Source organism: Acinetobacter sp. YH01020, assembly GCF_013420275.1.
GTDB classification, from domain to species: domain Bacteria; phylum Pseudomonadota; class Gammaproteobacteria; order Pseudomonadales; family Moraxellaceae; genus Acinetobacter; species Acinetobacter amyesii.
In genome coordinates, this window is the sequence record NZ_VOYN01000026.1 from 1 (window position 1) to 26,892 (window position 26,892).

The 26,892-nt window shown below is 37.9% G+C and carries 32 protein-coding genes and 2 pseudogenes; 21 read left to right on the forward strand and 13 right to left on the reverse strand.

Features of this window, described 5'->3' with window-relative positions:
- The coding region (locus tag FTT85_RS10830) for a transposase (protein WP_180183535.1) at positions 1-183 on the forward strand (183 nt) is incomplete at its 5' end.
- A gap of 70 nt (positions 184-253) precedes the next feature.
- On the opposite strand, the gene FTT85_RS10835 is transcribed toward FTT85_RS10830, so the two are convergent.
- The 3 genes and pseudogenes from FTT85_RS10835 to FTT85_RS10845 form a co-directional block, all read right to left on the reverse strand.
- Entirely contained in the window at positions 254-517 is a 264-nt protein-coding gene (locus tag FTT85_RS10835; RefSeq protein WP_004871190.1) for a hypothetical protein, read from the reverse strand.
- Between the two features lie 121 nt (positions 518-638).
- Positions 639-803: pseudogene (locus tag FTT85_RS10840) on the reverse strand (HAD family hydrolase); the annotation flags it as partial.
- A gap of 103 nt (positions 804-906) precedes the next feature.
- Positions 907-1,173 (reverse strand): hypothetical protein, encoded by a 267-nt coding sequence (locus FTT85_RS10845; protein ID WP_004281168.1) that lies wholly within the window; start codon positions 1,171-1,173, stop codon positions 907-909.
- 160 nt (positions 1,174-1,333) lie between these two features.
- On the opposite strand from FTT85_RS10845, the gene FTT85_RS10850 reads away from it, so the two are divergent.
- Positions 1,334-1,543 (forward strand): helix-turn-helix transcriptional regulator, encoded by a 210-nt coding sequence (locus tag FTT85_RS10850; RefSeq protein ID WP_080592090.1) that lies wholly within the window; start codon positions 1,334-1,336, stop codon positions 1,541-1,543.
- Positions 1,544-1,613: 70 nt separating this feature from the next.
- On the opposite strand, the gene FTT85_RS10855 is transcribed toward FTT85_RS10850, so the two are convergent.
- Positions 1,614-2,039 (reverse strand): hypothetical protein, encoded by a 426-nt coding sequence (locus FTT85_RS10855; RefSeq protein ID WP_180183536.1) that lies wholly within the window; start codon positions 2,037-2,039, stop codon positions 1,614-1,616.
- 15 nt (positions 2,040-2,054) lie between these two features.
- The gene (locus FTT85_RS10860; protein WP_017400549.1) at positions 2,055-2,438 is read right to left on the reverse strand and encodes a helix-turn-helix domain-containing protein; all 384 of its coding nucleotides are present in this window, start codon (positions 2,436-2,438) and stop codon (positions 2,055-2,057) included.
- 116 nt (positions 2,439-2,554) lie between these two features.
- Between FTT85_RS10860 and FTT85_RS10865 the strand changes: the two genes are divergently transcribed.
- From FTT85_RS10865 to FTT85_RS10885, 5 genes are all read left to right on the forward strand, one after another.
- Positions 2,555-2,743 carry a hypothetical protein gene (locus FTT85_RS10865; protein ID WP_080592089.1) on the forward strand — a complete coding sequence of 63 codons (189 nt, stop codon included), beginning with the start codon at positions 2,555-2,557 and terminating at the stop codon, positions 2,741-2,743.
- A gap of 192 nt (positions 2,744-2,935) precedes the next feature.
- Positions 2,936-4,363 carry a site-specific integrase gene (locus tag FTT85_RS10870; protein ID WP_180183537.1) on the forward strand — a complete coding sequence of 476 codons (1,428 nt, stop codon included), beginning with the start codon at positions 2,936-2,938 and terminating at the stop codon, positions 4,361-4,363.
- Complete coding sequence (locus FTT85_RS10875) at positions 4,360-6,297, forward strand: hypothetical protein (protein ID WP_180183538.1); 1,938 nt, start codon at positions 4,360-4,362, stop codon at positions 6,295-6,297. Before FTT85_RS10870 ends, FTT85_RS10875 begins: the two co-directional genes overlap by 4 nt.
- Positions 6,294-8,351: a hypothetical protein gene (locus tag FTT85_RS10880; protein ID WP_180183539.1), complete on the forward strand. Its 2,058-nt coding sequence runs from the start codon at positions 6,294-6,296 to the stop codon at positions 8,349-8,351. The genes FTT85_RS10875 and FTT85_RS10880 overlap by 4 nt, the downstream gene beginning before the upstream one ends.
- 3 nt (positions 8,352-8,354) lie before the next feature.
- On the forward strand, positions 8,355-8,711 hold the full coding sequence (locus FTT85_RS10885) for a hypothetical protein (protein ID WP_180183540.1): 357 nt from the start codon (positions 8,355-8,357) through the stop codon (positions 8,709-8,711).
- A 313-nt stretch (positions 8,712-9,024) separates the two neighbouring features.
- On the opposite strand, the pseudogene FTT85_RS18935 reads toward FTT85_RS10885, so the two are convergent.
- Positions 9,025-9,129, reverse strand: a pseudogene (locus tag FTT85_RS18935) (prepilin-type N-terminal cleavage/methylation domain-containing protein); the annotation flags it as partial.
- 370 nt (positions 9,130-9,499) lie between these two features.
- On the opposite strand from FTT85_RS18935, the gene FTT85_RS10895 reads away from it, so the two are divergent.
- On the forward strand, positions 9,500-9,670 hold the full coding sequence (locus tag FTT85_RS10895; RefSeq protein ID WP_180183541.1) for a hypothetical protein: 171 nt from the start codon (positions 9,500-9,502) through the stop codon (positions 9,668-9,670).
- A gap of 243 nt (positions 9,671-9,913) precedes the next feature.
- Positions 9,914-10,234, forward strand: coding sequence for a prepilin-type cleavage/methylation domain-containing protein (locus FTT85_RS10900; protein ID WP_180183534.1), 321 nt, complete (start codon positions 9,914-9,916; stop codon positions 10,232-10,234).
- 324 nt (positions 10,235-10,558) lie between these two features.
- On the opposite strand, the gene FTT85_RS18560 is transcribed toward FTT85_RS10900, so the two are convergent.
- From FTT85_RS18560 to gmk, 7 genes are all read right to left on the reverse strand, one after another.
- On the reverse strand, positions 10,559-10,741 hold the full coding sequence (locus FTT85_RS18560) for a hypothetical protein (RefSeq protein ID WP_218955464.1): 183 nt from the start codon (positions 10,739-10,741) through the stop codon (positions 10,559-10,561).
- Between the two features lie 159 nt (positions 10,742-10,900).
- Positions 10,901-11,365: a bacterioferritin gene (bfr, locus tag FTT85_RS10905; RefSeq protein ID WP_180183542.1), complete on the reverse strand. Its 465-nt coding sequence runs from the start codon at positions 11,363-11,365 to the stop codon at positions 10,901-10,903.
- A gap of 257 nt (positions 11,366-11,622) precedes the next feature.
- Positions 11,623-11,817: a bacterioferritin-associated ferredoxin gene (locus FTT85_RS10910; protein WP_078192519.1), complete on the reverse strand. Its 195-nt coding sequence runs from the start codon at positions 11,815-11,817 to the stop codon at positions 11,623-11,625.
- Positions 11,818-12,033: 216 nt separating this feature from the next.
- A complete protein-coding gene (locus tag FTT85_RS10915; RefSeq protein ID WP_078189365.1) occupies positions 12,034-12,417 on the reverse strand; it encodes a RidA family protein in 384 nt (127 codons plus the stop codon).
- Between the two features lie 54 nt (positions 12,418-12,471).
- Positions 12,472-14,577, reverse strand: a complete 2,106-nt coding sequence (locus tag FTT85_RS10920) for a bifunctional (p)ppGpp synthetase/guanosine-3',5'-bis(diphosphate) 3'-pyrophosphohydrolase (RefSeq protein ID WP_180183543.1) — start codon at positions 14,575-14,577, stop codon at positions 12,472-12,474.
- A 218-nt stretch (positions 14,578-14,795) separates the two neighbouring features.
- Positions 14,796-15,077 carry a DNA-directed RNA polymerase subunit omega gene (gene rpoZ, locus FTT85_RS10925; protein WP_067762989.1) on the reverse strand — a complete coding sequence of 94 codons (282 nt, stop codon included), beginning with the start codon at positions 15,075-15,077 and terminating at the stop codon, positions 14,796-14,798.
- 76 nt (positions 15,078-15,153) lie between these two features.
- Positions 15,154-15,777: a guanylate kinase gene (gene gmk, locus FTT85_RS10930; protein ID WP_078192517.1), complete on the reverse strand. Its 624-nt coding sequence runs from the start codon at positions 15,775-15,777 to the stop codon at positions 15,154-15,156.
- Positions 15,778-15,910: 133 nt separating this feature from the next.
- On the opposite strand from gmk, the gene ispH reads away from it, so the two are divergent.
- From ispH to rplS, 12 genes are all read left to right on the forward strand, one after another.
- Positions 15,911-16,861, forward strand: a complete 951-nt coding sequence (gene ispH / locus FTT85_RS10935) for a 4-hydroxy-3-methylbut-2-enyl diphosphate reductase (protein ID WP_180084571.1) — start codon at positions 15,911-15,913, stop codon at positions 16,859-16,861.
- A 164-nt stretch (positions 16,862-17,025) separates the two neighbouring features.
- Entirely contained in the window at positions 17,026-17,511 is a 486-nt protein-coding gene (locus FTT85_RS10940; RefSeq protein WP_180183544.1) for a GspH/FimT family pseudopilin, read from the forward strand.
- Positions 17,511-18,056 carry a type IV pilus modification protein PilV gene (gene pilV / locus FTT85_RS10945; RefSeq protein WP_180183545.1) on the forward strand — a complete coding sequence of 182 codons (546 nt, stop codon included), beginning with the start codon at positions 17,511-17,513 and terminating at the stop codon, positions 18,054-18,056. The genes FTT85_RS10940 and pilV overlap by 1 nt, the downstream gene beginning before the upstream one ends.
- Entirely contained in the window at positions 18,056-19,027 is a 972-nt protein-coding gene (locus FTT85_RS10950) for a PilW family protein (protein ID WP_180183546.1), read from the forward strand. The genes pilV and FTT85_RS10950 overlap by 1 nt, the downstream gene beginning before the upstream one ends.
- The gene (locus FTT85_RS10955) at positions 19,028-19,798 is read left to right on the forward strand and encodes a pilus assembly protein (protein ID WP_180183547.1); all 771 of its coding nucleotides are present in this window, start codon (positions 19,028-19,030) and stop codon (positions 19,796-19,798) included.
- A 17-nt stretch (positions 19,799-19,815) separates the two neighbouring features.
- Positions 19,816-23,676: a PilC/PilY family type IV pilus protein gene (locus tag FTT85_RS10960; RefSeq protein ID WP_180183548.1), complete on the forward strand. Its 3,861-nt coding sequence runs from the start codon at positions 19,816-19,818 to the stop codon at positions 23,674-23,676.
- A gap of 12 nt (positions 23,677-23,688) precedes the next feature.
- On the forward strand, positions 23,689-24,141 hold the full coding sequence (locus FTT85_RS10965; RefSeq protein ID WP_180183549.1) for a type IV pilin protein: 453 nt from the start codon (positions 23,689-23,691) through the stop codon (positions 24,139-24,141).
- Positions 24,135-24,569, forward strand: coding sequence for a type IV pilin protein (locus FTT85_RS10970; RefSeq protein ID WP_180183550.1), 435 nt, complete (start codon positions 24,135-24,137; stop codon positions 24,567-24,569). Before FTT85_RS10965 ends, FTT85_RS10970 begins: the two co-directional genes overlap by 7 nt.
- Before the next feature lie 144 nt (positions 24,570-24,713).
- Positions 24,714-24,971 carry a 30S ribosomal protein S16 gene (rpsP, locus tag FTT85_RS10975; protein WP_078189354.1) on the forward strand — a complete coding sequence of 86 codons (258 nt, stop codon included), beginning with the start codon at positions 24,714-24,716 and terminating at the stop codon, positions 24,969-24,971.
- A 17-nt stretch (positions 24,972-24,988) separates the two neighbouring features.
- Complete coding sequence (gene rimM / locus FTT85_RS10980) at positions 24,989-25,537, forward strand: ribosome maturation factor RimM (protein WP_078189353.1); 549 nt, start codon at positions 24,989-24,991, stop codon at positions 25,535-25,537.
- 42 nt (positions 25,538-25,579) lie between these two features.
- On the forward strand, positions 25,580-26,320 hold the full coding sequence (trmD, locus tag FTT85_RS10985; protein ID WP_168378164.1) for a tRNA (guanosine(37)-N1)-methyltransferase TrmD: 741 nt from the start codon (positions 25,580-25,582) through the stop codon (positions 26,318-26,320).
- Positions 26,321-26,458: 138 nt separating this feature from the next.
- The gene (gene rplS / locus FTT85_RS10990) at positions 26,459-26,830 is read left to right on the forward strand and encodes a 50S ribosomal protein L19 (protein WP_078189351.1); all 372 of its coding nucleotides are present in this window, start codon (positions 26,459-26,461) and stop codon (positions 26,828-26,830) included.
- Positions 26,831-26,892: the final 62 nt, after the last annotated feature.

Genomic DNA, 26,892 nt, shown 5'->3' on the forward strand with positions numbered 1-26,892 from the left:
AACTTTTCGACGAATCTGTATTTTATTCCAGCTTACAGCCCTGAGTTAAATCGAATCGAGATGGTATGGAAGCAGATGAAATATTATTGGCGAGATTTTCAAGTCATGGCAGCTGACAAAATAGAGCGATGGGTTGAGAAAGTATCAAACCTATTCGGAAAAGAATACATGTTTACTTTTTAATGGAGACTTAGAAATATCCCTATTAAAATAAAAGAGACATTTCTTTAAAAAAGAAATGTCTCTTTTAAAATTAAGTTACTTTTCTAGTGAAAAAAACTCCCCCAAAAATACCAGATAGTATTGCACTTGGAAAACTCCACCAGAAGGTCGCAAATACAAAAATAAATATACCACAACCAGTTATAATAGAACCAAAAACGATATCTTTATTAAATGGGATATGTATTAAACTTTGATAATACCAAGATGATAAAAAACTAAATAATACAGCTAATGAAAAGTAGAAAACCTTTTCAAAGTTTGTACTATTAATCATATCGACCCATAATTCCATATTATGCTCCTGCTACACGGCAGCCTTTTGCAGCTGAAGGTACAATACTGGTCCAAATCCATGCTGAAATTCCCCCTGAACCGTACCAAAAGAATACATGTTTACTTTTTAATGACAGCTTAATAAATTTGGCATCATCAGGTTGTGGTTGTCGTCCATTGTCTTTTAGCCATTTCATTAATTTTCTATATGGGGAACGTCTTTTCTCTATTTTTACAAGTGTACCAAACACGTCAAAAATAATGACTGAAGGCTCAATATGGCCTGCTTTTATAAATGATTCCATATTTTTACAACCAATTAAATTGAATTTCACTTTTTATTGAGATTACCATAAGAGCATTGCTATAAAAATTAAGGGAGATATTTGATATCTCCCTTTGATTATTTTATTCACTGAAATTTGCAAACATAATTTTAGGAAAATTTTTCATAAAGTGGCGCCTAACATGATTGAAGTCACTGAGATCATGTTGATTTTTTTCAAAATAATTCACCCAGGCTAAAGTGGCATCTTGGTCATTTAAATTGGGGTTAACATTCAGAAACAAAGCTAAATCAAACGTACGGTCAATATTAAACTCTTTGATTAGTGCAACAGCAGTTGAACGAACTTCCTCTGAAACAGAGAATTTTGGAGAAAAGTAGTTATTCATAGCTGAACTTCCTTAAAAAACTATATAATGAAATTTAGAACGGCTAATTTGGTTTTTAACAAAACAATATAACCTACTGCAGGTTAAATTAGCACGATGATAGTTGTTTATCAAGTTAAATTAACCTGCAGTAGGTTAATTTTTTAATTTAAAGGTTGTTATGATTAGATGTAGGTTGTCAAATTTAATGGGTGAGCGAAAAATTTTAAAGTTAAGTGAGGTAGCTCAAGCGACTGGTATTAATCGTAATACGCTAACAAGTCTTTACTATGATCGTGCAGTACGAATTGAACTTTCAGTCGCAAATACCTTATGTGAATATTTTAATTGTAATATGCAAGATTTATTTGAATACAGTGAAGACTCGTAAAGCAGGGAACCAAGTGATTCATAATTTATTGATAAATTTAAAAATAATATAGAGTCAGTAAAGTTTTATGTTAGTGATAGCTTAAATTTTGATTGATATATTTTTTTGCTAAAAATATAGCATAAACTCTACCTAGACAAAAAATTACAAGACATAAAATTAATGTTGACATTAATGGGATCAAAGGCTCCATTAAATTATGTTTCTGAAACATAATACCCGCAAAATTTGGTAAACGTCCCATAATGAAATAAAATCCACCAATTACTAAGGCAAAGATTACCCAACAAATCGCGATAGCATGTTTTTGATAGCGAAAAAATGTCTGATTACGGAATGATGAGATACATTGATTACAATAAGGAAACCTCTGATAGTCTTCATAAGAAAGCATCCCATCACCATTTTTACATGGTAATGAGTGATTAATTGTTAAATTGCCGCCACATACGTTGCCTGTATTTGAATGACCGACAGAAACAGAATTATTTGCCATAAGAATCCTAGCTATTTATTTAAGAGTTATATCTCTTCCTGCAACATTCCCAGTATTTGAGTCACCGACCGTAACAATATTACCCTTAGGTGGTTCTGGAGTATTTTGAGTTAATAACCCAGCCAAGATATGTCTTTGTACAGTTTCTGGTGCTTGCCGAAATAATTCAATCAGCACTTTTTCTTGTGTTGCCAGACTTAAAGACTCTCTTTTTCCTGTTAAAACGTAATTAATATCAAAGCCTAATTCCGTAAGTTTAGCAAGATACTCTGCATCTGGAGAGCGTTTGCCATTTTCATAATTAGACTGTGTAGGAATTGCTACACCAACAAATTCAGCTACATCTTTTGCTTTTAAATTCAACCTATTACGTTCTTCTGTTAAAAAAATCTTATTCATTTGAATAAATCCTGTTGATTTTAGTTAATCGAACGATTAATATTAATTTGTTAGCGATACTAACATAGTGTAACACGCTCGAGAAAATCATGAACTAACACGCAAGGGTAAACGATATGAAAGGAAAGCCATTCTTGGTTCGGCTACCGAATCCTGAAATTCGTGAGGCTTATCAACGATATTGTTCAGATCATTTAAGAAGTCTTGATGCACAGTCTTCAGTACTGATTATGAGAGAACTTAAAATCCAAGGCTATTTGAATGATTTGTCAAGTATAAATCAAAAAACGCTACAAAAGAGATAGATGCTGTGGGCTAAATTTTAAAAGTAATTATTTTCATTCGGCAAAAAGTATAAAAGCCCATGCGGGAACATGAGCTTTTATGAATGTCTTGATTGGCGTCCAGACACTTCGATTTTGATAGATAGGGGTATTTTTGTCAATCCTATATCAAGGTCACTTTTTGCCTGTTTTTTAATAAACAGAAGGCTCAAAATGAGCACTAAACTTAAAAATGGTCAGTCACGCTACCAATCGAAAGCCAAAGTTGTGAGCATCAAAAAATTTCAGTTATTGGCGTTGGTTAATGCAACCCGTTGTTTAAATGATGCAGCGTTTGAAAAACATGGTGATGCTTACCTTGAATTCCCTGTAATTGTTCAGGGAGATGGTAGCCCTTCTGACGTTTTTAATCTGTATTTGCTGAAAAAACTTGAGCAAACAATACAGTATGATTTTAAAACATTTGCATCTATTGCCAATCAGCTTGTTGATTTTCAGCGTTTTTTAGAAGATGAGCAACTGGACTGTTTGAAGTTTCACAAACTAAAACAGTCAAATGCGATTTTTAAATATCGTACTCGTTTGATTGAGCAGGCAAATGCAGGTCTAATTTCAGCTCGCTCTGCAAGTAATCGAATTAATGCAGTGGTGAACTTTTACCGATTTCTCGTTACAGAAGACTTAGTTGATCATCAGCGCTACGGTATACCGTTTAAAGACGTCTACAAATACATTGCGGTGGATAATGAGTTTGGTGCACGTCGAAAAATGGCAATTAAGTCACATGATCTTGCAATTCATGTTCCAGCCAAAGCGCCAAATTCTGAAGCAATTGTGGATGGTGGTGAGTTAAGTCCACTTACTGTTGAAGATCAAGCAGTTATATTAAAAGCATTACGGAAGTCATCACGTGAATATCAGTTGATGTTTTATCTTGCATTGTTTACAGGTGCTCGTTTACAAACGATTTGTACTTTACGAATCAAAAACTTAATTGGTTGTGAGCTTGATAGTCATGGCTTTATTCGTCTGCCAGTTGGGGCAGGTACAGGTGTGGACACTAAATTTCAAAAGCCAATGACATTGTTAATTCCAAATTGGTTAGCACAAGATCTTAAAATCTATATCAATAGTGAGAAAGCGCGTCTGCGTAGACAGAAATCAAATTATGGCGACTCGGATGAAAACTATGTGTTTCTCACCAAGCTTGGTACACCTTTCTACACCAGCAAAGCTGAACAGCAAGAACTGACTGAGCAGATCAAAGCATCTGACTCCTTTGAGACTCGACTGAAAATCTATGAAGGTGAAGCAGTACGCAGTTATTTAAAAATGGTGTTATTGCCTGAAATTCGTCTAATTGATCCACAATTTAAAAGTTTCAAATTCCATGACTTACGTGCCAGTTTTGGGATGAATCTGCTGGAAAGTCAGTTACAGCATCTACCTGAAGGGCATTCTGCTATGACTGCGGTTGAGTATGTGCAAGCTCGGATGGGACATCGCAACATCAGCACGACTTTACAGTATTTGAATTATAAATCCCGATTGCAATGGCGCAGTAAAATTCAGCATGAGTATGAATCAAGCTTAATGAAATACGTGATGTCTTCTGTCAATTTAGCAGGAGAATTGTCATGAATTTTAGACGCTCTCCGATTTTGGTGCATATCTCAGATATCAACAAACAAATTAATGAGCATGAGCGACTTGTTCTTGTCTGCAAAGATAAGACAGCTTCTTTTGCTTTTAAGACATTTGACATTGGAACTTTGTTTTATCGGAAAAGAGTATCTGGCGAGGCTTTGTCAGAACAACAGTTATCTGCATCTTTTGATGAAAAAAGACGTTATTTTTTGCAGTGTTTAACGGACTATTTGTTGCAAATGAGCGGATCAGATTTGTCAAAAGGACTATTTTATTACACCAGTAAACTTTTTTTAGATTGGGTGGATAGCCAAAAGAAAAATTTTGATTTATCAAATCAAGACAGTGTAATAGATGCGTATCGTCGTTACAGCAAATATTTAGTTGATCGCACTTTGCTTGCAGATACTGATGAAGAAAACCTAGCTGCACATACAGCAAAGCAATATCAGCGTAATGCTGCGAAGTTGATCGCATATGTATTTGACTGTCATGAAATTGATATTGTTAGTCAAGCGATGCAAGTACAGTCTCAGCGTTATGATGTGCCTGTTTTGCCAATCGCTAAAGAAGATCATCAAAAAACTTATGCAACTTTGTTGAATGTCTTTCTTGAAATTCATCGTATTGTTGTACAAGAAAATGACTTTCCTGCGCATTTTCAATCTATAGATGAAGAAGATTTTTATTTTTATTCAGGTTTTCATCATCAAACTGATAAACAACATATTCAGTTTGATGTACAGAGTTACTTAGCCAAATATAGCTCAATTCCGACATTGTCAAAAATGCTAGCTGATTTTGAGTTAGAAGAAGATAGTGAGCATCGAAAACGTGTACGTGAAAATCGCAATCAAGCGATTCGTAAACTTGAAGAACGTAATAAAGACAAGCGACACATAGAGCGTGAAAGACTTGCTTCATATGGTCTTTGCATCGGTATGTTGCTCTTTATCGCACAAACGGGGGCAAATTTAGACACGGCTCAACAGTTGCAACTGGATACGATGGAAATTCTACCAAGTACCCAAGGGCGCAGGTTTTCAGGAACAAAAAGCCGTGCAGGTGGCAAGACAGTCTACCCAGAATTTGGGGTTCAATTTGAACCTATTTTTAGGAAAATTCTGGAACTGCGTGAATGGTATATTCAAGATGAAGCATGTGATTTCGTCTTCCCATTACGCAATGAAATTCAACAGTTGGGACCTGTCAGCTACGGCAGATTACAATTAATGAAAAAGCTTTTTCAGCGCATTTTCCCAAGAATGCTCTGGCTTACGCCGCAACAGTGGCGTAAGCATAAAAGCAGTCAAACTGTTGAATTTAGCGCTGGTGATCTACTGCTTGAAGCTGAAGTCATGGGCCACTCACTAGATACCGCAAGAAATAATTATGCACGTACTTCATTTAAAGATGCAGCCCAACAAATTTCACAGTTTTTTAATGAGCTGCGAGAGGTTGCAGTCGCAAAAGCGCGAACAGTTGAACGTATTACAGTGCAAATGCTAGATGCAACTGTTGAAGCTCAAGCCTCACCTGTCGGTGCATGTGCCTCTATCCATCCACAGCCTGAAAAGGCTATTGGGTTTACTGAACAAGCCCCTACACCCAATTGTCAGCAATTTGAACACTGCCTTTTTTGTCAGCATTATGCAGTTCATGCCGATGATGAAGATGTACGTAAACTTTTGTCCTTAAAAAGTTTATTGGGCTACATCAAGCAAAAAGCCACAGATTTGATTAAATGGGAGTCGCAGTTTGGGGTGGTTCTACATCGGATTGATGAAGTACTCACAGAGTTATCAAATGCGTATGTCGATCTGCGTGAGCGTATTGTCGCTATCCAAGATGAGGTGGAAAGTGGTGATTTAGATGCCTATTGGCTAAATCATTTTGAGCTGTTAATTGATTTGGGGTGGGTCGCATGAGTTCATTCAATTTATATTTATATGCGCATGGTGTTGCTGAGAAGTTCTTACCTGACGAATACCGTCTTGAGAATCATCAGCTGTCTGTTCCCACAAGCTTTATTTTATCCCGTATGTCAAATGGTACAACACTGTCTCAATTTGGTGATGATGTTTGGGACTTTTCACCCTATTTACCAAAGTGTTACTGTAAATTAAATTTTAAGACATGGCTAGAGAATGCACGAGAGGATGATTTTCTATTTGCTCAAATACGTGCAGAAATGAAAAAAATCATCTTTGCGTTATTGTACGTTAAAACAGGCAATTCAATTATTAAAAGTATTGAGCAGCGCCATCTTGTGTTACGACAGTTTGCCGCTATTGCCTACAGCAATGGCTGTACATTGCAGCAGCTATTTAGCGATGTTGCTTATATGCCAAAAGTGAATGATGCCTATGTTGCTGTGAGCTATCAAAAGGCACTTCACATCAAGGCATTTTTAACCGATTGTTTTGCCATACAGCAGCAACATCCCCTCGTGATTCCTGCGTTTAGTACATATCAACCGATTGAGCATTTAACAAAAATTGCTGCTCAATTACGCTTGCGGTCGGGCAAAGTAGGCCCACAAACCAAAGTGGTTCCTTTACGGCTTTATATGGCCCTCATTAATGCTTTAACGGATAAATTGAACGAGTTTAATCAAAATGCAGCTGCTTTGCTGCAATGGTTCCAACGTATTCAGCAAGATAAAGCTTTTGCGCGTATGCCACGTGAGTTTAAAGATTATAAAAATGCAGTGAGTTTTGTTGATGCTCGTGATTTACTTGGTTTAACTCAATTGTTTGAAAATAATCAGATTCAAAAACATGCCAATCTCACTCGCTATATGACGTTGATTCAAGGCATGGCCAAGCTTTGGATTCACTTATTTACAGGGATGCGGGACAATGAAGTAAATCATCTGTCTTATGACTGTTACCAAACCGTTCAGAGCCATGAACATCTTGTGCATGTGGTTATGGGCTACACTTCCAAGTTGCATGGTGGCGGTAATAAATCCACCTATTGGATCACGTTTGAAGATATTCAAATTGGGGTACGTGCAGCGCAAAGTATCGGTGAAATTTATGCCCTGCTCAATCCACATTATGATTTGTCGAACCCTGCTGAATATCCACTTTTTCCAACGCTGTACTCGCAAAAGCATCGGCATAAAAATAATCAAAATATTAAAAACGAAACGGATTTTGTGTCACATTTTTCAGGTGCTCCGACCCGAACACAAGCCAATTTTAACCAGTATCTAGGCCGTATTTCCGTATCACTGGGTGATGGACTGAGAATCATTGAAAGTGATTTAGCTGAACTAGAAGCTTTCGATGCTTTTCGCAACTGGCGGGACGAAAAAGACTGTCAGATTGGCAAATATTGGAATATCTGTACTCATCAATTTCGGCGTTCTTTAGCGGTATATGGTGCACGTTCAGGTGTGATCGGTTTGGGAGCTTTGTCAGTTCAATATAAGCATTTAACTGAAGCGATGACGTTGTATTACCGTAGTAATGCGGTATTTGCACCGAATATTTTAGTGAGTGACAGTCAAAAAGAGTTTCTTCAAGAGTTGGAATATCAACGTTTGGTGCATTCTTATGCACAATTTGAAGATGGTGTAATTAATAGTGCTAGTCGTTTGCTCGGTGGTGCAGGAACCTATTTGCAGCTGCAAAAAGACCGCGAGCAATTACTCACAGTATTTTCGAATCGTGATGAAACCATCAAGCGTATGAAAAAAGGGGAAATTGCTTGCAAGACTAGCCTGTTTGGTGCTTGTACTAATCCTGATTCTTGCGAAAAAATTTCATTTACTGCGATTACGAGCTGTTTGAGTTGTGCCCATGCAGTATTTGATGCTGAGAGTGCGGAAAAGATGCAAAAAGCAGTCCAACGACTGCAACGAGCACGAGATACACAAGCACAAGGCAGTTTGCTATACGGGCAAATGGACAGCGACATTATGGCTTTAAATAAAACTATTCAAAAAATTAAAACAATCAATATTGAGGTTTAAAACATGAGTGCACACAATGAATATTATGCCGCTTTAGAGCGTCTAAAGGCTAATAAGCCAACAATTTTACCCAAAGGGTCTGCAATTAATAACGACACCGTAGCATTAGAAGCAGGACGTAAGCGTGGCTCGATTAAAAAGAGTCGCCATGCTGCATTGATTAAAGCAATTGAGCAAGCTGCGCAAGAAGCAGGGCAAAATGTGCTTTCGCCGACACAGCAAATTGAGCAGGCTAAAAGTAAGACCAAGGCGGTGAAAAGTGATTATGAGCAGCTTGAGGAAGATTATGAAAAACTGCTGGAAAAGTGCAATTCGCTGTTGTTGGAAAATTTTGAGTTAAAACAAAAAACGCATCTTTAAAGATGCGTTTTTAAAAATTTAATGATTATGATTAATCATCACCATCAGCACCATCAGCACCACCAGCAGTACCAGTTAAACCACATTTACCTGTAGCAACTGTACAAGATACACCTGTAGAATTACCTTTTTCGATACTTGCTGTGATTGTTTCAGCACCTGCTTCTGCTTCAGTAATTGTACATTTTCCAGCAATATTAAAGTTGGTTGCTAAAGGTTTTTCTGTTACTTCATCAGGATCATTTTCCCAAAGAATAAATTGACTTGTGTAATTTTTAGCAGATGTTAAACAAGACTGATCAACAGCACGTTTAGTATAGTTTTGGTAAGCAGGAATCGCGATAGCAGCCAAAATACCGATAATAGCGACCACAATCATGAGCTCGATCAGGGTGAAGCCCTGTTGATTTGATTTCATAACATTCTCCACAAATGTTTTGTTAATTTATTTATAAGCTTTGTAAGCTAATTTATAGTTTGCACAAAGTGTGCCAAAGCATAGTACCCAATAATTCTAAGTGAAATCAATAGATTGTTTAATGGATTCTGATAAGTGAAAAATCTCAAGGTAATTTTATGTAACTAATTGACAAATAGTGTCAGTTTTGTTGGTTTTACGAGAGGCCATGTTGTAAATGGTTTGTCGCTATAAACGCTAAATTATTAGCAGCTAAACAAGTAGACAACTATATTAGTTTAATCATGATTACTCGTGTGGGGATGAAAGCAATCTAAAATTGAAAAGTGCTGTTCTATGCGGAACGCTTCATACATGGGGGAGTGATAGAATGAAACGGCTAAAAGACTTCAAAGTAAACGAACGAATACCTCGTCCAGCTGTAAAAGTTTTGTCTATGCAATCTGGTGATGATGCAGCAATTCGACGTATTGCTTTGCACCATGCAAAACGTGTGATTCGTCAACATAAAGAAGAAATACAAAAGTTGGCTTATAAATGAGTCTGGATTTTTTTATTCCGTTTTTAGCTTATCAAAATTTTAAAATATCTCACGACCAGTCTGCTTTTATAAAATTCATCCTATCTCACTAAGTAAAAGCCATTTTCTGATATGGACAATTTGAAAAGTTTTGTCCTTTTAAAAGCATGTCCATATGGACAAGGTAGATAATTAGATAAAACAATATAATTCAATGGCTTGATATGTGTCCATATAAAGTGACTTATGGAATGTCAGCGATTAATGATCGTTGTTGCAATTATCGGTATTCTTGCTGCGATTGCAATTCCTGCTTATCAAACTTATACAGAGAAAGCAAATGATGCATCATGTCTTTCTGAAATGAAATCAATTGCTAGTTTGGTTATGGCAGAAAAAATTGCTGAAACTCCAGATATAAGTAACATCCCAACTACAGCTAAACATTGTGGAGCGATCACTGGTATTCCAACAACTGCTGAGACAGCTGTTTCAGTTGAAGAAATTTCTGCAACGCCACTTAAAGGTACTAGCAAAGTAGTTAAGTGTGATGTAAAAGACGACGCTTCTTGTGGTTTAGAATAAGTTTTCAAAAAACGCACCTTTAAAGGTGCGTTTTTTAAACTTAAAATTTTTCAACAACAGCAAACTTACTTTTTTCATTAATTTTTCATAATTCTCTTTTAACTGCTTATAAATACTTTTCACCGTCTTTATCTTATTTTTAGCCTGCTCAACTAGCTGTGTCTGCGAAAAAACATAAGGTCGTTGTTAATTGTGGAGTGCTGAGTAAAATTAAGAATGCTGTTTTATATGGAATGTTTTATATATGATGAAATTAGAAAGTAAAACGACTCAAAGATTTCAAAATAACTGAACGAATACCTCGCCCAACTGTAAAAGTTTTGCCTATGCAGTTTGGCGATGATGAAGCGATTCACCGTATTGTTCTGCATCATGCAAAACGTGTAATTCTTCAGCATAAAGAAGAAATACAGAAGTTAGCTTATAAGTAGTCAGGTTTTTTGTTCTGTCTGTATAGTTGTTAAAATGTGTCACAACCTTTCTGCTTTCATAAGCTTTATCTTGCATTGAGTAAAAGTCATTTTTTGAGATGGGCAGCATTCAAATGTTTTGAACATTAAAAGGTATGTCCATATAAAGTGGCTTATGGAGTAGGTCTATGTCCGTAGAAGTAAGCTATAAAAGTAAAAAAAACCCGCGCTTGCGGGTTTTTTTAAGATAACAATATTAAATCTGACTTTGGATATAATTTTCAGTACCAACAGACTCAACAAGGTCTAGCTGAGTCGTCGTCCAATCCAACCATTCTTCTTCTTTTTCTAAAATCTCTTGAACTAGATCTCGAGTGACATAATCTAACTGTTCTTCTGCCAGTTTAACCGCTACTTGAATGGCTTCGATGTTCTCTTTGACTTTACGTACATCGCAGTTTAAAACTTCAACGGTATGCTGACCGATATAGAGTTTACCGAGGTGCTGTAAATTTGGTAAACCTTCTAAAAATAGAATGCGTTCAATAATTTTATCAGCATGCTTCATTTGACGAATTGATTCTTTATATTCTGCAGAACCGAGTTGCTCAATGCCCCAATCGTTAAACATGCGTGAATGAAGAAAATATTGGTTAATTGCAGTTAAATGATGATAAAGCACCTGATTTAACTGATTAATTACATCACGATTGCCTTTCATGTCTGACTCCTTAACTGCAATAAAGCTCGAACTAAGCAATATAAATTCGATATGAGAATAGAAATATCTTAAACAACAAAGTACAAATTAGCGAGTATTTTATAGAACAGCAAATGAAAATCACAATCAAAACAAGGCGCTAATTTTCAGGGCTTTAATAAATAAAAACCCGCTTAGAGTCAGAAGCGGGGGAGGAGGAATGGTCGAAGACCATTGGTTTTATAATTATGATTGTTGAGGAAACTTTAAAGTTTAGTTTATGCAGCAATTGCGATCCGAGCTGCAATTTGCGCAACTTCATCACTGATGATCATACGTGCTTCAGGAGCACAGCGACCACAACAGGTGCCTAAATCAAGCATATCGCGAACTTCACGATAGCTTTCTGCACCATTGGCAATTGCATCTTTAATGTCTTGATCAGTAATACCACGGCACAAACAAACGTACATGAAATCAAACCAAGTGAATAAATGGGATAAGTAATATTATTGATAATTATTATCGTTTGTCAATAAAAATCATTTAAAAATGCTTTTAAGGTGATTGATTTTTTAAATAAAAAAATGTACTTAAGCGGAAATCCGAGTGATGCTCAGATTTCCTTATGAGGCTTCTGTTCTTTTAGTATGAGATATTTCGTGAAAGGCTTAATCGGTGTTTTTAACTTATTGATTAATAATAACCACGCCATCCATTTCAACTAGTGCACCTTTTGGTAGGCTAGCTACACCGAGTGCTGCGCGTGCAGGGTAGGGTTGAGCAAAGTATTCACCCATAATTTGGTTGACCAATTGGAAGTTAGAGAGGTCAGTGAGGAAAATATTCAGCTTAGCGATATCAGCTAGCGTACCACCTGCAGCTTCACATACCGCTTTTAAATTGTCAAATACACGGCGAATTTGAGCTTCAATGCCTTCTACCAGCTCCATGCTATATGGATCTAAGCCAATTTGACCTGATAAATACAAAGTGTCGCCTACTAAAATGGCTTGTGAATAAGTACCAATTGCAGCGGGTGCATTTTCAGTATGGATTACCTGGCGGGACATCTATTTCTCCTATTATCATCACAGACACATCACATGTAAATATGCGGTGTCAGGTTAGCTGGCAACTTTCGCAGGCTCAGCAATGGCAACAGGTTGTGCCAAACGACTGATGCGTGGGAAGCCAAAATGCATTCTTAAATTACGGATAATTTCGGCAATTTGTTTACGGTTATGTACAACAATATTCACATAGGTTTTTTCTTCATGTGAGCGGACAGTCTCTACCCCCACTTTCTCTTTACGGCATAGATAGATCAGTTCTGAAATTTGCTCATCATTTAACAGCATGTTTAAGCATAAATAGGCTGTAAAACTAATGTCTTCACTGTCTTCTGTAGTCCAGTGTAAAGGCATGATATTTTCAGGATGTAAATGTTGTTCATGCAATAAATTATGACAACGTGAACGGTGCACAATCAAACCACGACGTGATAAATGCCCTTGTATTGGATCACCTAAAACCGGGTTACAGCAGTGCGCATATTTGACGTCGACACCATCAGTGCCCAAGATTAAGCGTGCAGAGTTTGAAGTCTGAATGGTATCTTGAGCATATAAATGATTAGCAACCAATTGCGGTAATAAGTCACCCACGGCAATCTGTTCAAATAATTGTTCTTTATCATTTAAATGACGCCAATTCAGCACATTTTCCCAATCGGCTAATGTTAAATCACTCACAGAACGGTTAAAGAGCTTTAATGCACGATTTAAAGCTTGCTGACCAACTAAGCGTTGTTCGTCTTGGTCTTGGTCACGTAGGATGTTTTGTAATGCACGACGGGCTTTTTGGGTATTAATAAAGCTAAGCCAGTCAGGATTCGGTGTTGCAAGAACATCGGTGATGATTTCTACTACTTGACCACTCAGTAATGGTGTTGATAGGGGTTTGGTCTCACCATTAATTTTCGCACCAACGGCATGGTTGCCCAAAAATAAGCTTGCTGAATAAGCGAAATCAACCGCTGTGGCACCCTGAGGGAGTTCATGCAAATGACCATGTGGGGTATAAACCCAAATTTTCTCTTGATGTAGATAATCGAGTAATTCACTAAATGTGGTCTTGGCACATGCGCCATCGACTAACACGTTTAAATTTTGCATGGAGGCTTGGATCGCTGAGCGACAAGCTTGTGGTGCATTTTCACCGAGAACCACACCAAAGCGCGCCGCTTTGCGCATCAGCTCCGTTTGGATGGTCAGCGATAAAATGGTTTTTTCACCTTTTAAGCGCATCATCAGTGACTGGTTACCACCAGGGAGTGGGCGACGGATATGATCGGCGTAATTTAGAACTTTAAAGCTTTCTTTGAGGATATCAGCAAGTCGGTCACAGTCTGCAATGCTTTGTAAAATAATTTCAAAGGCATGACTATGGGTGAGCTCTTGCAGATCAATATCGTTTTTTACAAAGTGACGAAGTAATTCAATATTATTATTCTTCTTTTTAATTCGACCTGAAATATGGTGTTGTTCTAGTAAGGCGGTGAGGTTGTTTTCCCACTTGGTCTGGTATTCGCAGCGTTTCGGTTTGGTTTGTAATAAAGCTTCTTGAACATTGTTATACATATCTAAGTCGAGATTTTGATAACACAAATGTTCAAGGTTGTCGGCCATTTCATTCATACCGACAAGACGTGCCATAGGCACAAAAATTTCAAAGGTTTCTTGGGCAATACGAGCACGTTTGTCAGGGCGTAAAGCACCCAGTGTGGTCATATTGTGATAACGATCCGCCAGTTTAATAATAATGACACGTGGGTCTTGTAGGGTGGCTTGCAGAATTTTACGGAAGGATGCGGCTTTATTATATTCTTTATCACTAGAATGGCTGAGTTTGGTGACACCGTCGACGAGTTCAGCAACCGTCAGACCAAATTTTTCAGTAATATCTTGTTTGGTAAATTCGGTATCTTCGATGACATCATGCAGTAAAGCGGCCATTAAAGTTTCCGCATCAAGACGCATATGCGCCAAAATACAGCTCACCGCAATTGGGTGAAGGATGTAGGGTTCGCCACTTTTACGTGTAATACCATCATGGGCAATATCCGCATAGTCGCAAGCTTCAAGCACGCGTTCGACATCACTTACTGAAAGGTAAGCGTCGATTATCACATTTAACTGTTGCTTGGCTTGGCTGACCATTGGGCCTGGCATAGAACACCCTTTTACTACTGATTTACAAATGAAACGGTTAATACTTTAATGAAATGCATATTGCATGACTTGTCAATTTTTTAGTTTAAAAAAATGAAAATCTTTTTTGCTTGCTTTGCACTTCTTAAGCTTATGTTATAACTGTTCTGAGTAAAATATTAAAGAGAATCCATAAAAAAAGCCTAGTTAAAAACTAGGCTTTTAAGGTCAGGTTGATCTTATTGGAAAGAAAAACCGTCTAAGTTTAGGTTATTTGCAGAAAGTGCAAGGTCTAAACTTGAAGTTTGGTAGTCTTGTTCACGTTGTTTCAAAATGTCTTTAGAAACGTGACCCGCTGCGATTTCACGAAGAGCAACAACGGTTGGTTTGTCATTGTCCCACTCAACAGTAGGTTCGATACCTTGACGTGCCAATTGACGCGCGCGTTTGCTTGCCACTAGTACAAGCTCAAAGCGGTTGTCTACATGGTCTAAACAATCTTCAACGGTTACGCGTGCCATAAGAATTCTCGTTTGAATATAAAATTTTAACAGACTGTGCAGTATAAGGTGCTTTGTCTATAGACTCAAGTTTTAATCACTGTTCCGTAGGGGTGATTAATTTCTCAATCAGTTTTTCATGGCGCATAGCTTGTTGTTTTAAAACAAGACGATTGGCAATAATAACGGACTCTAAGTCATGCAGTGCTTTATTAAAGTCATCATTAATAATGATATAGTCAAAATTAACGTATTGCTGCATATCTTCTACGGCACAGCTAAGACGATGTTCAATGACTTCAACAGAGTCTGTGCCACGATTGGATAAACGTTGACGTAAATCGAACTGACTCGGAGGAAGAATAAAAATTTGTCTAGATTCAGGAAAAAGTTTACGAACCTGTTCAGCACCTTGCCAGTCAATTTCAAGTAAAACGTCATGACCTTTGGCCAATTGTTCTTTTACTGTGCGCTGTGCAGTACCGTAATAATTACCAAAAACTTCTGCATATTCAATGAAGCCGCCTTCATTTACCAAAGATAGAAAATCTTCTTTTTTAGCAAAATGGTAATGTACGCCGTCTAATTCGCCAGGACGCTGACCACGAGTGGTATGAGAAACAGAGACATGTAAATTGTTTACACGTTCAAGCAGGGCTTTAACGAGGGATGTTTTGCCCGTTCCCGAAGCAGCAGAAACGACAAACAAGAGACCCGACATGATATTTTTCCTGATATGATAAAATATCTTCTCTATTTTAGAGCAGACGCGCGCCAAACAAAATAGTCAGACGTCTATTGTTTACATTTATTTCAAGTGATACCCGTAAAATTGAGTGGGCATTGAGGATTCTATGGAAATTGTTTTAGCTAATCCACGCGGTTTCTGTGCAGGTGTTGATCGCGCCATCGCGATTGTGAACCGTGCACTGGAATGCTTTAACCCCCCAATATATGTGCGTCATGAAGTAGTACATAATAAATTTGTAGTGGACGACTTACGTCAACGCGGTGCGATATTTGTGGATGAACTGGATGAAGTACCTGATGACAATATTGTGATCTTCAGTGCGCATGGTGTATCTAAAGCGGTACAACAAGAAGCTGAACGCCGTGGGCTAAAAGTTTTTGATGCGACTTGCCCTTTGGTGACTAAGGTACATATAGAAGTGACCAAGTATGCCCGTGAAGGTGTGGAAGCAATTTTGATTGGTCATGAAGGTCACCCAGAAGTTGAAGGGACAATGGGTCAGTATGACACCAAAAATGGTGGTTCGATTTATTTGGTTGAAGATGAACAAGATGTTGCTGATCTAAAAGTGGTGCATCCTGAAAAAGTAGCGTTTGTAACTCAGACCACGCTTTCTATAGATGACACAGCAAAAGTGATTGATGCCCTACGTCAGAAGTTCCCTGAAATTCAGGGGCCGCGCAAAGATGATATTTGTTATGCCACTCAAAACCGCCAAGATGCCGTACGTGATCTGGCTGAGCAATGTGATGTTGTATTGGTTGTGGGTTCGCCGAACTCTTCGAATTCGAACCGATTACGTGAATTGGCAGAACGGATGGGTAAGCATGCGTATTTAGTGGACAATGCAGATCAGTTGCAGCAAGAATGGTTTAATGAGCACACAAAAATTGGTGTAACTGCAGGAGCATCGGCACCTGAAATTTTAATTAAACAAGTAATTCAACGCTTACAAGATTGGGGAGCAAAAGCGCCGCAAGAATTGGATGGTCGTGAAGAAAATATTACATTTAGTTTGCCAAAAGAGTTACGTATTCCTGTAACTCAGGCATAAAGTGTTAATGACTTAACATTCTGAATTTTTTTAAGAATTGACAGATAATTGCTTTTTGGCAATTATCTGTTTTTTTATGCCTTTTATCCTTATTTGTGTTTGTTTTGTAATTTAATTAGATATTATTTTTAATAGGGTAAAGTTTGGCGCGCCTTGGGGGGAGTATGCAGAAAAATAAAGGATTTACGTTAATTGAGCTGATTGTGACTTTAGCAATTGTTGCAATTGTTGCAATGATTGCTGCTCCTAATATGGCGGATTCAATAGATAGAAGACAGATAGAGCGAACGACAACTGATTTTGAAAAGGCGCTTACACAAGCAAGATCAGATGCAGTTTTAAGTCGTAAACAAATCACGATTCATCTTAATGCTTCAGGACAAGATACGCCAACAGATCGTTATTGGATGATTCCAGAAGACGTTGATTTAGCATTTAACGCAGGTAGTTGTGCTAGTGGAAATTGGAGCGTTTCAACCATTTCCCCATTAACAACAATTGTATTTTTACCACAAGGCAATGTAGCAACTTTACCAACGAATTTGGAAATAAAATTATCACGTGATCAAGTAGATCGTTTTATTTATTTAACAAGTTTTGGTCGTGTAGCGTCCAATAAAATATCAGCTTTTGCAGGGAGCTGTGAATAATGAAAAATATACATGAGAAAGGCATAGGTTTAGTTGAAGTCATTGTTGCACTATTACTTTTATCTATAGGTGTGCTTGGTTTTTCAATGCTGCAAATTAGGGCAATGGAAGCTTCATTAGATGCTTCAAAGCGGATCCAAGCAATGAATTTAGCACGTGATTTATCTGAGCGAATGAGAGCAAATAAGCAAGGATTAACTAAATTTACTGTGGGCGCAGATGATAGTGAAAAGATTGTGGATGCTTATACGAATGCATTGACAGGTAAATACTATATAACAAGTTATTCTCCACAATGTACAAATACATCGAAATGTAGTAGTGCTGAATTTGCTCAAGAAGATGTGAATCAAATTTTATTTAGAGCGAATACTTTAGGGATGAAGGTAGCTGTAAATGATTGTCCTGGTGATGAAAGTAATAGGAATTGTGTATTTGTCGCTTGGGGCGAGACTAATCCAGTAGATGGCTCTGCAGAAACTAGCTGTACACAGAATGGTAGCTTTTTGTCTAGTTCAAAATGTATCGTTTTGGAGGCTTATTAATGAAAAACTCTAAAGGTTTTACTTTAATTGAGTTAATGGTCTCCTTAGTTATAGGTTTAATAGTTGTTGGGGCAGCAATGCAGCTGTTTCTAACAGGAAGTATTAACTACAGTTTACAAAAAAACTTGGCTGAGCTCCAAGATAATGGAAACTTTGGCCTAAATTTTATTATTAAAGATATAAAGTTGGCGAATTTAGATGCTGATTTATCTGTCATAAATGACCGTAATAAATATAGCGGTATTGTTCTAACAAGTTTAAAAAGTTACTCCTCTTTGACACCTGAAGAATTAAAAGTTCAGTCAGCAAATCTACCTTTAACGTTAACGAATGCAACTGTAAATATCGCTAATTTATCTTTGGCTGATGTAGGGCCAAGCAATGTTGGTGATGGAAGTGATCAATTGGTAATACAGTATAAAGTCTTTGATCCTAATGGTTTTGATTGTGAAGGTGGTAGTTTTACTCAAGAAGAAATTGAGGAAGGAACGTTTGTAGTTCAGCGCTATTACTTGAGACCTGATGGAAAATCTTCTGATTTAGCTTTGGTCTGTGATGCGGGTCGTTATAAAACATTAGTGGCGACAGACAGTTTGCCTGCTGGAATTAGTGGTTTAGGGGAAAACAGCCAAATCATTATGCGACGTGTTGATTATTTTCATGTACTTCTTGGCGTGAAGCAAAATAATTCAGATGAGTTTAGTTACATGACAATTGACCAATATATGGGGGCGAATAATGTTTTAACTAAAGACGGATCCCCTCGACCACGGATCATGTCTATACAGTTAGGTGCTTTAGTGCGTGGTTTTGATTCAATTTCTGGCAATGATGCTCTACCTACAGCATTTCGAGTTTTAAATAAACAAGTGACATTAAATGATGCGAGTTCAAAAGAAAAATTTGCTCGAGAAGTTGTGAGTCAAACTGTAGCTTTAAGAAATGGCTATGGTCTCATGGAGGACCTATAAATGAAGCAATATCAAAAAGGGGCAACACTCATAGTTGTACTGTTCGTGCTTATTTTTATGGTTTTAATTGGGACGCTTGCTGTTAAACAAAGTTTGGTAGGATTGAATGTTGCAACAAATAGCCAAGTACAAAGTTTAATGCGTCAAACAGCCGATGCAGTTTTTTTCTCACTTGAACGTGATAATCAAAATTCAGCAATTTTTCAAAAAAACTTAAGTTCATTGGGGTTATTTGGAATGGTGAAGTCTGATGCTTTTTTAAATAAAGAATTGGTGTTTTGTTATCGCCCGAAGACTCAGAAACAAGTTTTTAATATTCAGAATGCCAGTATTGTTTATCCGACAGGGGCTGATGATATTAATAATTCTGAACTTGGTTCGAAAGGTTTTTGTAAATATACGTCTAATGACTACAGTAGTGGTCGAGACTTTATGATTTCGCAAGTGGCTGTGAAGAAAAGTAGTTTATCAACAGATGTTCCTTTTAAGTTTTACCCTCTAGGAACCGACGCATCTACAGTACAACTTGATCAAGTCCAACCGGTACAGATTATCGTAACAACGATTATTCCAGGGGCAGCGAGTGGTTCAGGATCAGGTTGGGCAAGTTTTGATACACAAATCAATAACTGTTTTAAAAATCATATTAATGACAAGTCGACTAAATATCCAGGTCAAACGACGGTAGCGGAGTGCTTTAGTGATCTTGGTGTGCCTTATAGCCAACAGGTCATGGATTATGCCGTCATTAGTTATGCGTCGAAAAATTAAGGAATTGGGAGATTGAAATGAATATGAAATATAAAAAACTGGTTATCGCTATCCAATCTGCAATGATGACATCGCTTATTTGTTCGGCGCTTCCAAGTCATGCAAGTGATATTGAGCTTTACAAAGGGCCGCAGGCATCACAGACCACATTAATGTTTATGATGGATGTGTCGGGAAGTATGGATACTAAAGATGATGGTGTAACAACTAGACTTGATCATTTAAAGAATGGAATGAAAGCTCTGTTGTTAGGTACTTCGACGACTGAAGCATTACCAGATCGCTTAGTTGTTGGTTTATCAGAATTTAGTTCGATTGATGCCACAGGGAAATTGGCGCGAATAAAACTAGAGGCACGTCCATTAAATGAAATGACAACAATTCCAAATGCACAAGTTTTTAGAGAGGTTCAGAAGCAGACAGGTAATTCAGAACAAAGTTATACAAAGGTGACTCGAAAAGGGGAGTATAGAGATAGAAATTCAGGAAATTGGTCTACTCTAGTTGAACAACAATTTTCTATTAGTGAGGGTAGTGTTTCGACATCAAATTTAATTGCTACCGGAACAAAGCAATTTGAAGAGTGTATAGATTGGAATACTAATAAGACTTGTAAGGATAATGGATGGGTTGCGACAACTAAACGCTTAAATGATTTTGGTACAGTTACTTCGAATACTGTGAATGGTAATACGTCATATTCATGGGCTTCATCCAATGATGGTGTAGGTACACCTATTTCGAATAACAGCACTACATACCCTCTTACATTTAGTGAATGTATCGAAACGGGGTGGTTTGGTCGTTGTAATAAAATCCGTTATTACCAAAAATTAGTTTACACATCCTACAGTGGGAAAAAATTAGGGACTGTTACTCAAACTGAATATAAAGTCTATTCAGGTACCGCTGAAGATACGCATCGTAAAAAAATGATTCGGGCTGTTAATGCACTGAGTTCGGGAGGAGGGACACCCACAGCTTATGCATTTGCTGAAGTTGCAGCTTATTTAATGGGGGAAACAACATTAGGGCAGAATGGTTCAGGTTTTGTGGCCAATGTTAATAATATTAGTGGTTCTAGTGCATACACAAAACCAACGGCACTTAATAGTCAAGGTATTCGTGAAAATACAATTGATAGAACTAAACAATGTAATACACAAGGTATTTACTTTTTAACAGATGGTTTGCCAACGTATTACGATTACACATATAATGATACTCAATATTTGCAAAGTACAATGCAATCATTTATGAAAAAATCATTAGGAACTAAGGGGGATAACTTCTTATGTACTAATGATAGTACTTTAGGTAAATACACTTCAGGTAGTTATAGTTATGACTCAAAAAGTAACGGCGGGTCAAGAATGCTCCATCCGAATGGATGGAATTGTATCGGTGCTTATACAAAAGCTTTGCTTAATCCAGATTTAAATCCTGTAGGTGCAAAAATCAAAACAGCGGTAGTGGGTTTTGGTAATGATTTTAGTAGTGGTAACGGTGGTGATATTAAAGATGCAAAAAATTGGGGAAATCTCGGGGAAGGGGGATGGTATAGTGGCACAAATGATGCTGCTGTAGTTGGTAGTGTCTTGGAATTTCTAAAAAAACTTCAAAAATACATCCCTCCAGTAACGACAGGTTCTGTCACAATTCCTGTAGATAACTTAGACACGCAAAATATTCAACCTTGGGGGTATTTCCCACAGTTTGATCCACAACCAGATTCGAAAGTAAATACTTGGATTGGTAACCTTAAAAAATACGAAGTAAAAAATAACGTATTGTTAGATCGTGATGGTAAAAATATTATTGACTCTACAACACAAATTAGTGTTGATGACCCTAATGATTTCTGGTCAGATAATTCAATTAAGAAAACCATTACCAAAATTAAAAGAGTGGGTACGGCGGATATCGAGGAAGATATTGAGGTTCGGGTTGGCGGTGCACTGAGTCAATTTAAATTAGGTGTGGTTGATAGTAACGAACGAAAAATTTTTACTGACCGCAAAATTGATGCTCAAGGTGTGGGTTCAACAATTGCTAATGGCGCTAATTTAGTTCAAGTGAAGACGGCTGATTTAAAAACGTTAAATGCTTCAAATAATTTTTCTAAAGATCCACAACGTGGCTATATCGCAGCGTTATTTGGTTACGATGTTGGTGCTACGATGGCAAAAACATTGGAAACTGATACGAGTACAGCAACTCAGACCAACTTTGCAAATTATTTAACTCAAAGTAATGCAACCTTACGTCAAATGGGTGCTGTCATGCATTCAAAACCTGTGCTGATTACTCAGTCGGGTACGACAACTTACAATGATGAAACTGGTGATTTAACCTATACAGATCGTGATGATTTAATTGTTTTTGGCACTACGCAAGGTCTACTACATATTGTTCGCGCAGGGAAAACCAGAACAGATTCTAATGCAGGTAAAGAAGTCTTTACATTTATGCCAAACGAGATGGTTGAAAACCAATCACAAGGTTTCTTAAATCAAACACAGCAAGGTACTACTTTAAATTACGGCATAGATGGTCAATGGACTGCCTATACAGAATATGTCACAAAAAGTACAAGTACGGCTTATGAACCTGAAGTTACTGTAAAAGGCGGTAAACAGTGGTTGTACGGTGGATTGAGAATGGGTGGTAGAAGTTATTATGCTCTCGATTTATCAGATGTTACATCGGGCGGTGGTACACCTAAATTAAAATTTAAAATTGAACCAGAAACATCAACTGATTCTGCAATACGATATATGGGACAAAGCTGGTCTAAGCCAACGTTAACATGGGTAAACTGGCAAGGTGAACGTAAACTTGTCATGCTCGTTGGTGGTGGTTATGACAAAGATATGTACGAAAGTAATATTAATTACAGCCCATCATCAAGTATTGATAAAGGTGCAGGCGTGTATATGTTTGACGCGGATGACGGTTCATTGCTTTGGTGGTCTAGCGCGAATGTGGGATCAAATTCTACACAAAATAATGCAACGTATGCCGAAAACATGAAACGTAGTGTTGTCAGTCAAATTAAAGCTATCGATCGCAATAATGATGGTTTAGCAGATCATCTTTATTTTGGTGATCTTGGTGGGCAAGTATGGCGTGTAGATTTGAATGCTTCTAGTAAGGCAGGCGATACAGAAAACTTTGCGAAGCGAGCAGTCCGTATTTTAGATATGTCAACAGCGGCTAAAGTTCCACGTTTTTATTCAACGCCAACATTTACAATTCACAATTCTGTTAATGGTTATTTTGGTGTCTTGACTATTGGGTCTGGTAACTTAAGTTTCCCTATGTCTGCTGAGAATCAAAATGATGCACTATATGTTGTTTACGACAAAGATGTGACTAAGCGTAATTTATCAGTTTTAAAAGCTAGTGAATTAAGCACAGTCGATGTATCAACAACGGGGCAAGGTGGAAAATTACTTGTCGCGAATGCAAACGGCAATACCGGAGTACCACTATCAAATGGTGGGTGGTATTACACTTTACCTTCAAAAAATCGTATTTTGAATGATAACGTTGCCATTGATAATGATCTCTACATTAGTGTTTTTAATTCGAATATTGATATTTCTGATGTAGATTGCGTTGGTGGTGTACGAGGAAAAAGTATTGCACAGCAATATTGTCTTCCATTTGGCCAGTGTTTGAAAAAAAATCCGTCAGGAAATAGTGAACCAGAAGATCGTCCAGATGATATTGAACTTGGTCGAGGTAATATTGGTATTAGTTTTGGTGGTATCGACAAAAAACGTGGATTAGTTCTAAATTTACCGACAGATAAAACATTAAAATCATATCAAGGTAAAACGAAGTTTATATCTCAACGTTGGTATGAGCGTTAAGAGGGTGTGTCTATGAAAGCAGAGAGTGGATTCACACTAATTGAACTTATGGTTGTGGTGGTAATCCTTGCGATTATTGCCGCAATCGCAATACCAAGTTATCAAAGCTATATTCGTAAAAGCACTGAAACTAAAGTTCAACAAGAAATTTTAAAAGTTTCTGAACAGCTTGAAAATTATCGGGCTCGAAATTTTAATTATCGAAATTTCACAGCGACATCAGTAGAGATGCCTGATGGATATATTTTAAATATATATGATATGGACGATACATCAAAAAGTTTAACTGCAGGAGTTCAAGGAAGGGGCTGGTATATTAAAGTTGTACCTCCTGTTGATCCGAAGAACTATTATTTCTTGATGGGGAGTAATGGGCTAAAGTGTAAATCACATTTAGCGAGTGATGTTGATTTTCAATGTGAGCCGTGGGATGAATCTAATAAAAGCGGTGGTCAATTATGGTAAATAATCATGGTTTTACGTTAATTGAATTATTAATTGTTGTTGCGATCATTGGTATATTGGCAGCTATAGCATATCCATCCTATACACAATACGTTGTAAAATCGAATCGGGTTGATGTGCAAACTGAAATGGTGCGAGTTGCGTCAGTTCTACAACGTTATAAGATGCTTAATTCGACGTATTTAAAAGCTGGACAACCGATAACTTTGACTGACTTAGGGGTTTCAGCAGATTATCCAAGTTCGGCAAAAAAGTTATATGAATTAGAGATTTCAAATGTGACAGCAGGTACATGGACTTTGAAGGCTGTTCCTGAAGGTTTGCAGGATGGCAATGGAGAAGTGGTACTCAATCATAATAGCCAAAAATGCTGGACTAAAGGCTCGTCGTGTATTCCATCCGCCACCTCTAACTGGGACGGCAAATAACCTCAAATTCAAAATTGTGGATAAACACTTTTTGATCTTTCATTCAGGGCAAATTTCACGTAAAATATTGCCCTCTATGAAAGGGGTTTGAAATGTATCGATGGTCGGTACAGGGATAATCCGTAAAAACTATAAGGTTCTATCATGGTTGTTATTCGTCTTGCACGCGGTGGTGCTAAAAAACGTCCGTTCTATCAAATCATTGTGACTGATAGCCGTAATGCACGTGACGGTCGTTTCATCGAACGTATCGGTTTCTTCAACCCTACAGCTCAAGGTAAAGCAGAAAAACTTCGTTTAGATGCTGACCGTTTTGCTCACTGGGTTTCACAAGGTGCTCAACCTTCAGAACGTGTTGCTTCTTTAGCTGCTGAAGCTAAGAAAGCTGCAGCTACTGCTTAATTAGTAGTAGGTTACCCATGACACCAACACAGAATGTTCCCGAAGATCGTATTCAGATTGGACAGCTACGTTCAGCATATGGATTAAATGGGTGGCTCTGGGTCTATTCCAATACAGAACCTATGAGCAATATTTTTGACTACCTTCCTTGGTACATTGAGACCAAAGCAGGTTGGCAAACAGTAGATGTAAAACGTTGGAAACCACATGGCAAAGGCTTAGTTGTTTCGCTAAAAGGTGTGAGTGATCGTACCGCGGCAGATAACTTGGTTGGCGCAAATATCTGGATCTCAAAATCGCAACTGCCTCAAGCAGGCGTGGACGAGTACTACTGGTCAGATTTGAAGGGCTTAACAGTGTTAGGTCTTGGAGAAGATGAGCAAGAAGTCAACCTCGGTCAAATCCACGAATTGTTTGAAACAGGTGCTAACGACGTGATGGTAGTTCGCGCTACTGCTGACAGCGTCGATAGCGAAGAGCGAATGATTCCATGGCATAAAGATGTGGTACAGCGTGTTGATCTCGAAGCTGGTCGTATCTACGTAAATTGGGGCGTAGATTATTAATCCTTTAAGGATTGACGCAGCAGGAAAATAGAGGAGTCTGCGATGTTTTTTGCAGTCATTACGCTTTTTCCTGAAATGTTTGAAGCGATTACAGCCTACGGTATTAGCGGGCGCGCAGCAAAACGTGACATTGTGCAAGTTCATTGTATCAATCCACGCGAATTTGCTGAGGGCAACTACAAAAGAGTGGATGAACGTCCATTTGGTGGTGGTCCAGGTATGGTGATGATGGCTGAGCCATTAGCGAAAGCAATTCATCGTGCCAAAGAGCTTGCCCAGCAAGCGGGTGCTGTTCATGTCCCTGTGGTGTATATGTCGCCGCAAGGAAAGACCTTAAATGAACATGCGGTACAAGATTTCGTCAAATATGATGGATTGATTGTATTGTGTGGTCGTTATGAAGGTGTGGATGAGCGTTTGATCCAACAATATGTTGATCAGGAATGGTCAATAGGCGATTACGTTTTATCTGGTGGTGAACTCCCTGCGATGGTTTTATTGGATAGTGTGATTCGGAGACTTCCGGGTGCAATGTCTGATGAACAATCACATGTGCAAGACTCATTTGTGGATGGTCTTTTAGATTGCCCACAATATACCAAGCCAGACCATTTTGAAGGTTTAGATGTTCCTGAAGTATTAAAATCAGGACATCATGCCAATATTGAGAAATGGCGGTTTTTGCAGCGATATCAACGCACTTTAGAACGCCGACCTGAGTTGGTTGAAAAAGTTGAATTGACCAAGCAGCAAAAGAAATGGCTAAAAGATTCCAAGGTTTAATTTTTTAAATCTTATATTAGGCTCTTTATGCATTGAAGCGGTCAAGCATAAAGGGAAAGTCAATCGGGTCTATGCGCTTTAGCCTCTAGCCCCAGCGATGATTAGACCTCTTCTAACTCGCATAATCGGAGATACCCCATGAGCGGTAAACATCCTTTAGTACAAGCTGTTGAAAATGCACAGTTGAAACAAGACATCCCTGCTTTTGCTCCTGGTGACACAGTAGTTGTTCAAGTTAAAGTAAAAGAAGGTGAGCGTGAACGTCTTCAGGCATTTGAAGGTGTTGTAATTGCTAAGAAAAATCGTGGTTTGAACTCTGCGTTCACAGTACGTAAAATTTCTAGCGGTTTCGGTGTTGAGCGTGTATTCCAAACTCACTCACCAATCGTTGCTGGTATCGAAGTGAAACGTCGAGGTGACGTTCGTCGTGCTAAACTTTACTACCTACGTGAATTGTCTGGTAAAGCTGCACGTATTCGTGAAAAATTACCAGCTCGTAAAGCAAAATAATTTGTTTTACAACGCTGTAAAAAAATGCGCCTTTAGGCGCATTTTTTTATGCGAGAAAGAAA

Coding starts and splice junctions, on each gene's coding strand:
- FTT85_RS10870 (WP_180183537.1), top strand. CDS start 2,936: ATGAGCACTAAACTTAAAAATGGTCAGTCACGCTACCAATCGAAAGCC.
- FTT85_RS10880 (WP_180183539.1), top strand. CDS start 6,294: ATGAGTTCATTCAATTTATATTTATATGCGCATGGTGTTGCTGAGAAG.
- rimM (WP_078189353.1), top strand. CDS start 24,989: ATGACACCAACACAGAATGTTCCCGAAGATCGTATTCAGATTGGACAG.
- FTT85_RS10865 (WP_080592089.1), top strand. CDS start 2,555: ATGAAAGGAAAGCCATTCTTGGTTCGGCTACCGAATCCTGAAATTCGT.
- rplS (WP_078189351.1), top strand. CDS start 26,459: ATGAGCGGTAAACATCCTTTAGTACAAGCTGTTGAAAATGCACAGTTG.
- gmk (WP_078192517.1), bottom strand. CDS start 15,777: ATGTCGGGTCTCTTGTTTGTCGTTTCTGCTGCTTCGGGAACGGGCAAA.
- FTT85_RS10970 (WP_180183550.1), top strand. CDS start 24,135: ATGGTAAATAATCATGGTTTTACGTTAATTGAATTATTAATTGTTGTT.
- FTT85_RS10955 (WP_180183547.1), top strand. CDS start 19,028: ATGAAGCAATATCAAAAAGGGGCAACACTCATAGTTGTACTGTTCGTG.
- FTT85_RS10895 (WP_180183541.1), top strand. CDS start 9,500: ATGAAACGGCTAAAAGACTTCAAAGTAAACGAACGAATACCTCGTCCA.
- FTT85_RS18560 (WP_218955464.1), bottom strand. CDS start 10,741: ATGCAAGATAAAGCTTATGAAAGCAGAAAGGTTGTGACACATTTTAAC.
- FTT85_RS10845 (WP_004281168.1), bottom strand. CDS start 1,173: ATGAATAACTACTTTTCTCCAAAATTCTCTGTTTCAGAGGAAGTTCGT.
- FTT85_RS10875 (WP_180183538.1), top strand. CDS start 4,360: ATGAATTTTAGACGCTCTCCGATTTTGGTGCATATCTCAGATATCAAC.
- FTT85_RS10950 (WP_180183546.1), top strand. CDS start 18,056: ATGAAAAACTCTAAAGGTTTTACTTTAATTGAGTTAATGGTCTCCTTA.
- pilV (WP_180183545.1), top strand. CDS start 17,511: ATGAAAAATATACATGAGAAAGGCATAGGTTTAGTTGAAGTCATTGTT.
- FTT85_RS10910 (WP_078192519.1), bottom strand. CDS start 11,817: ATGTACGTTTGTTTGTGCCGTGGTATTACTGATCAAGACATTAAAGAT.
- FTT85_RS10900 (WP_180183534.1), top strand. CDS start 9,914: ATGATCGTTGTTGCAATTATCGGTATTCTTGCTGCGATTGCAATTCCT.
- FTT85_RS10855 (WP_180183536.1), bottom strand. CDS start 2,039: ATGGCAAATAATTCTGTTTCTGTCGGTCATTCAAATACAGGCAACGTA.
- FTT85_RS10835 (WP_004871190.1), bottom strand. CDS start 517: ATGGAATTATGGGTCGATATGATTAATAGTACAAACTTTGAAAAGGTT.
- FTT85_RS10940 (WP_180183544.1), top strand. CDS start 17,026: ATGCAGAAAAATAAAGGATTTACGTTAATTGAGCTGATTGTGACTTTA.
- FTT85_RS10960 (WP_180183548.1), top strand. CDS start 19,816: ATGAATATGAAATATAAAAAACTGGTTATCGCTATCCAATCTGCAATG.
- rpsP (WP_078189354.1), top strand. CDS start 24,714: ATGGTTGTTATTCGTCTTGCACGCGGTGGTGCTAAAAAACGTCCGTTC.
- FTT85_RS10915 (WP_078189365.1), bottom strand. CDS start 12,417: ATGTCCCGCCAGGTAATCCATACTGAAAATGCACCCGCTGCAATTGGT.
- trmD (WP_168378164.1), top strand. CDS start 25,580: ATGTTTTTTGCAGTCATTACGCTTTTTCCTGAAATGTTTGAAGCGATT.
- FTT85_RS10850 (WP_080592090.1), top strand. CDS start 1,334: ATGATTAGATGTAGGTTGTCAAATTTAATGGGTGAGCGAAAAATTTTA.
- FTT85_RS10885 (WP_180183540.1), top strand. CDS start 8,355: ATGAGTGCACACAATGAATATTATGCCGCTTTAGAGCGTCTAAAGGCT.
- rpoZ (WP_067762989.1), bottom strand. CDS start 15,077: ATGGCACGCGTAACCGTTGAAGATTGTTTAGACCATGTAGACAACCGC.
- ispH (WP_180084571.1), top strand. CDS start 15,911: ATGGAAATTGTTTTAGCTAATCCACGCGGTTTCTGTGCAGGTGTTGAT.
- FTT85_RS10965 (WP_180183549.1), top strand. CDS start 23,689: ATGAAAGCAGAGAGTGGATTCACACTAATTGAACTTATGGTTGTGGTG.
- bfr (WP_180183542.1), bottom strand. CDS start 11,365: ATGAAAGGCAATCGTGATGTAATTAATCAGTTAAATCAGGTGCTTTAT.
- FTT85_RS10920 (WP_180183543.1), bottom strand. CDS start 14,577: ATGCCAGGCCCAATGGTCAGCCAAGCCAAGCAACAGTTAAATGTGATA.
- FTT85_RS10860 (WP_017400549.1), bottom strand. CDS start 2,438: ATGAATAAGATTTTTTTAACAGAAGAACGTAATAGGTTGAATTTAAAA.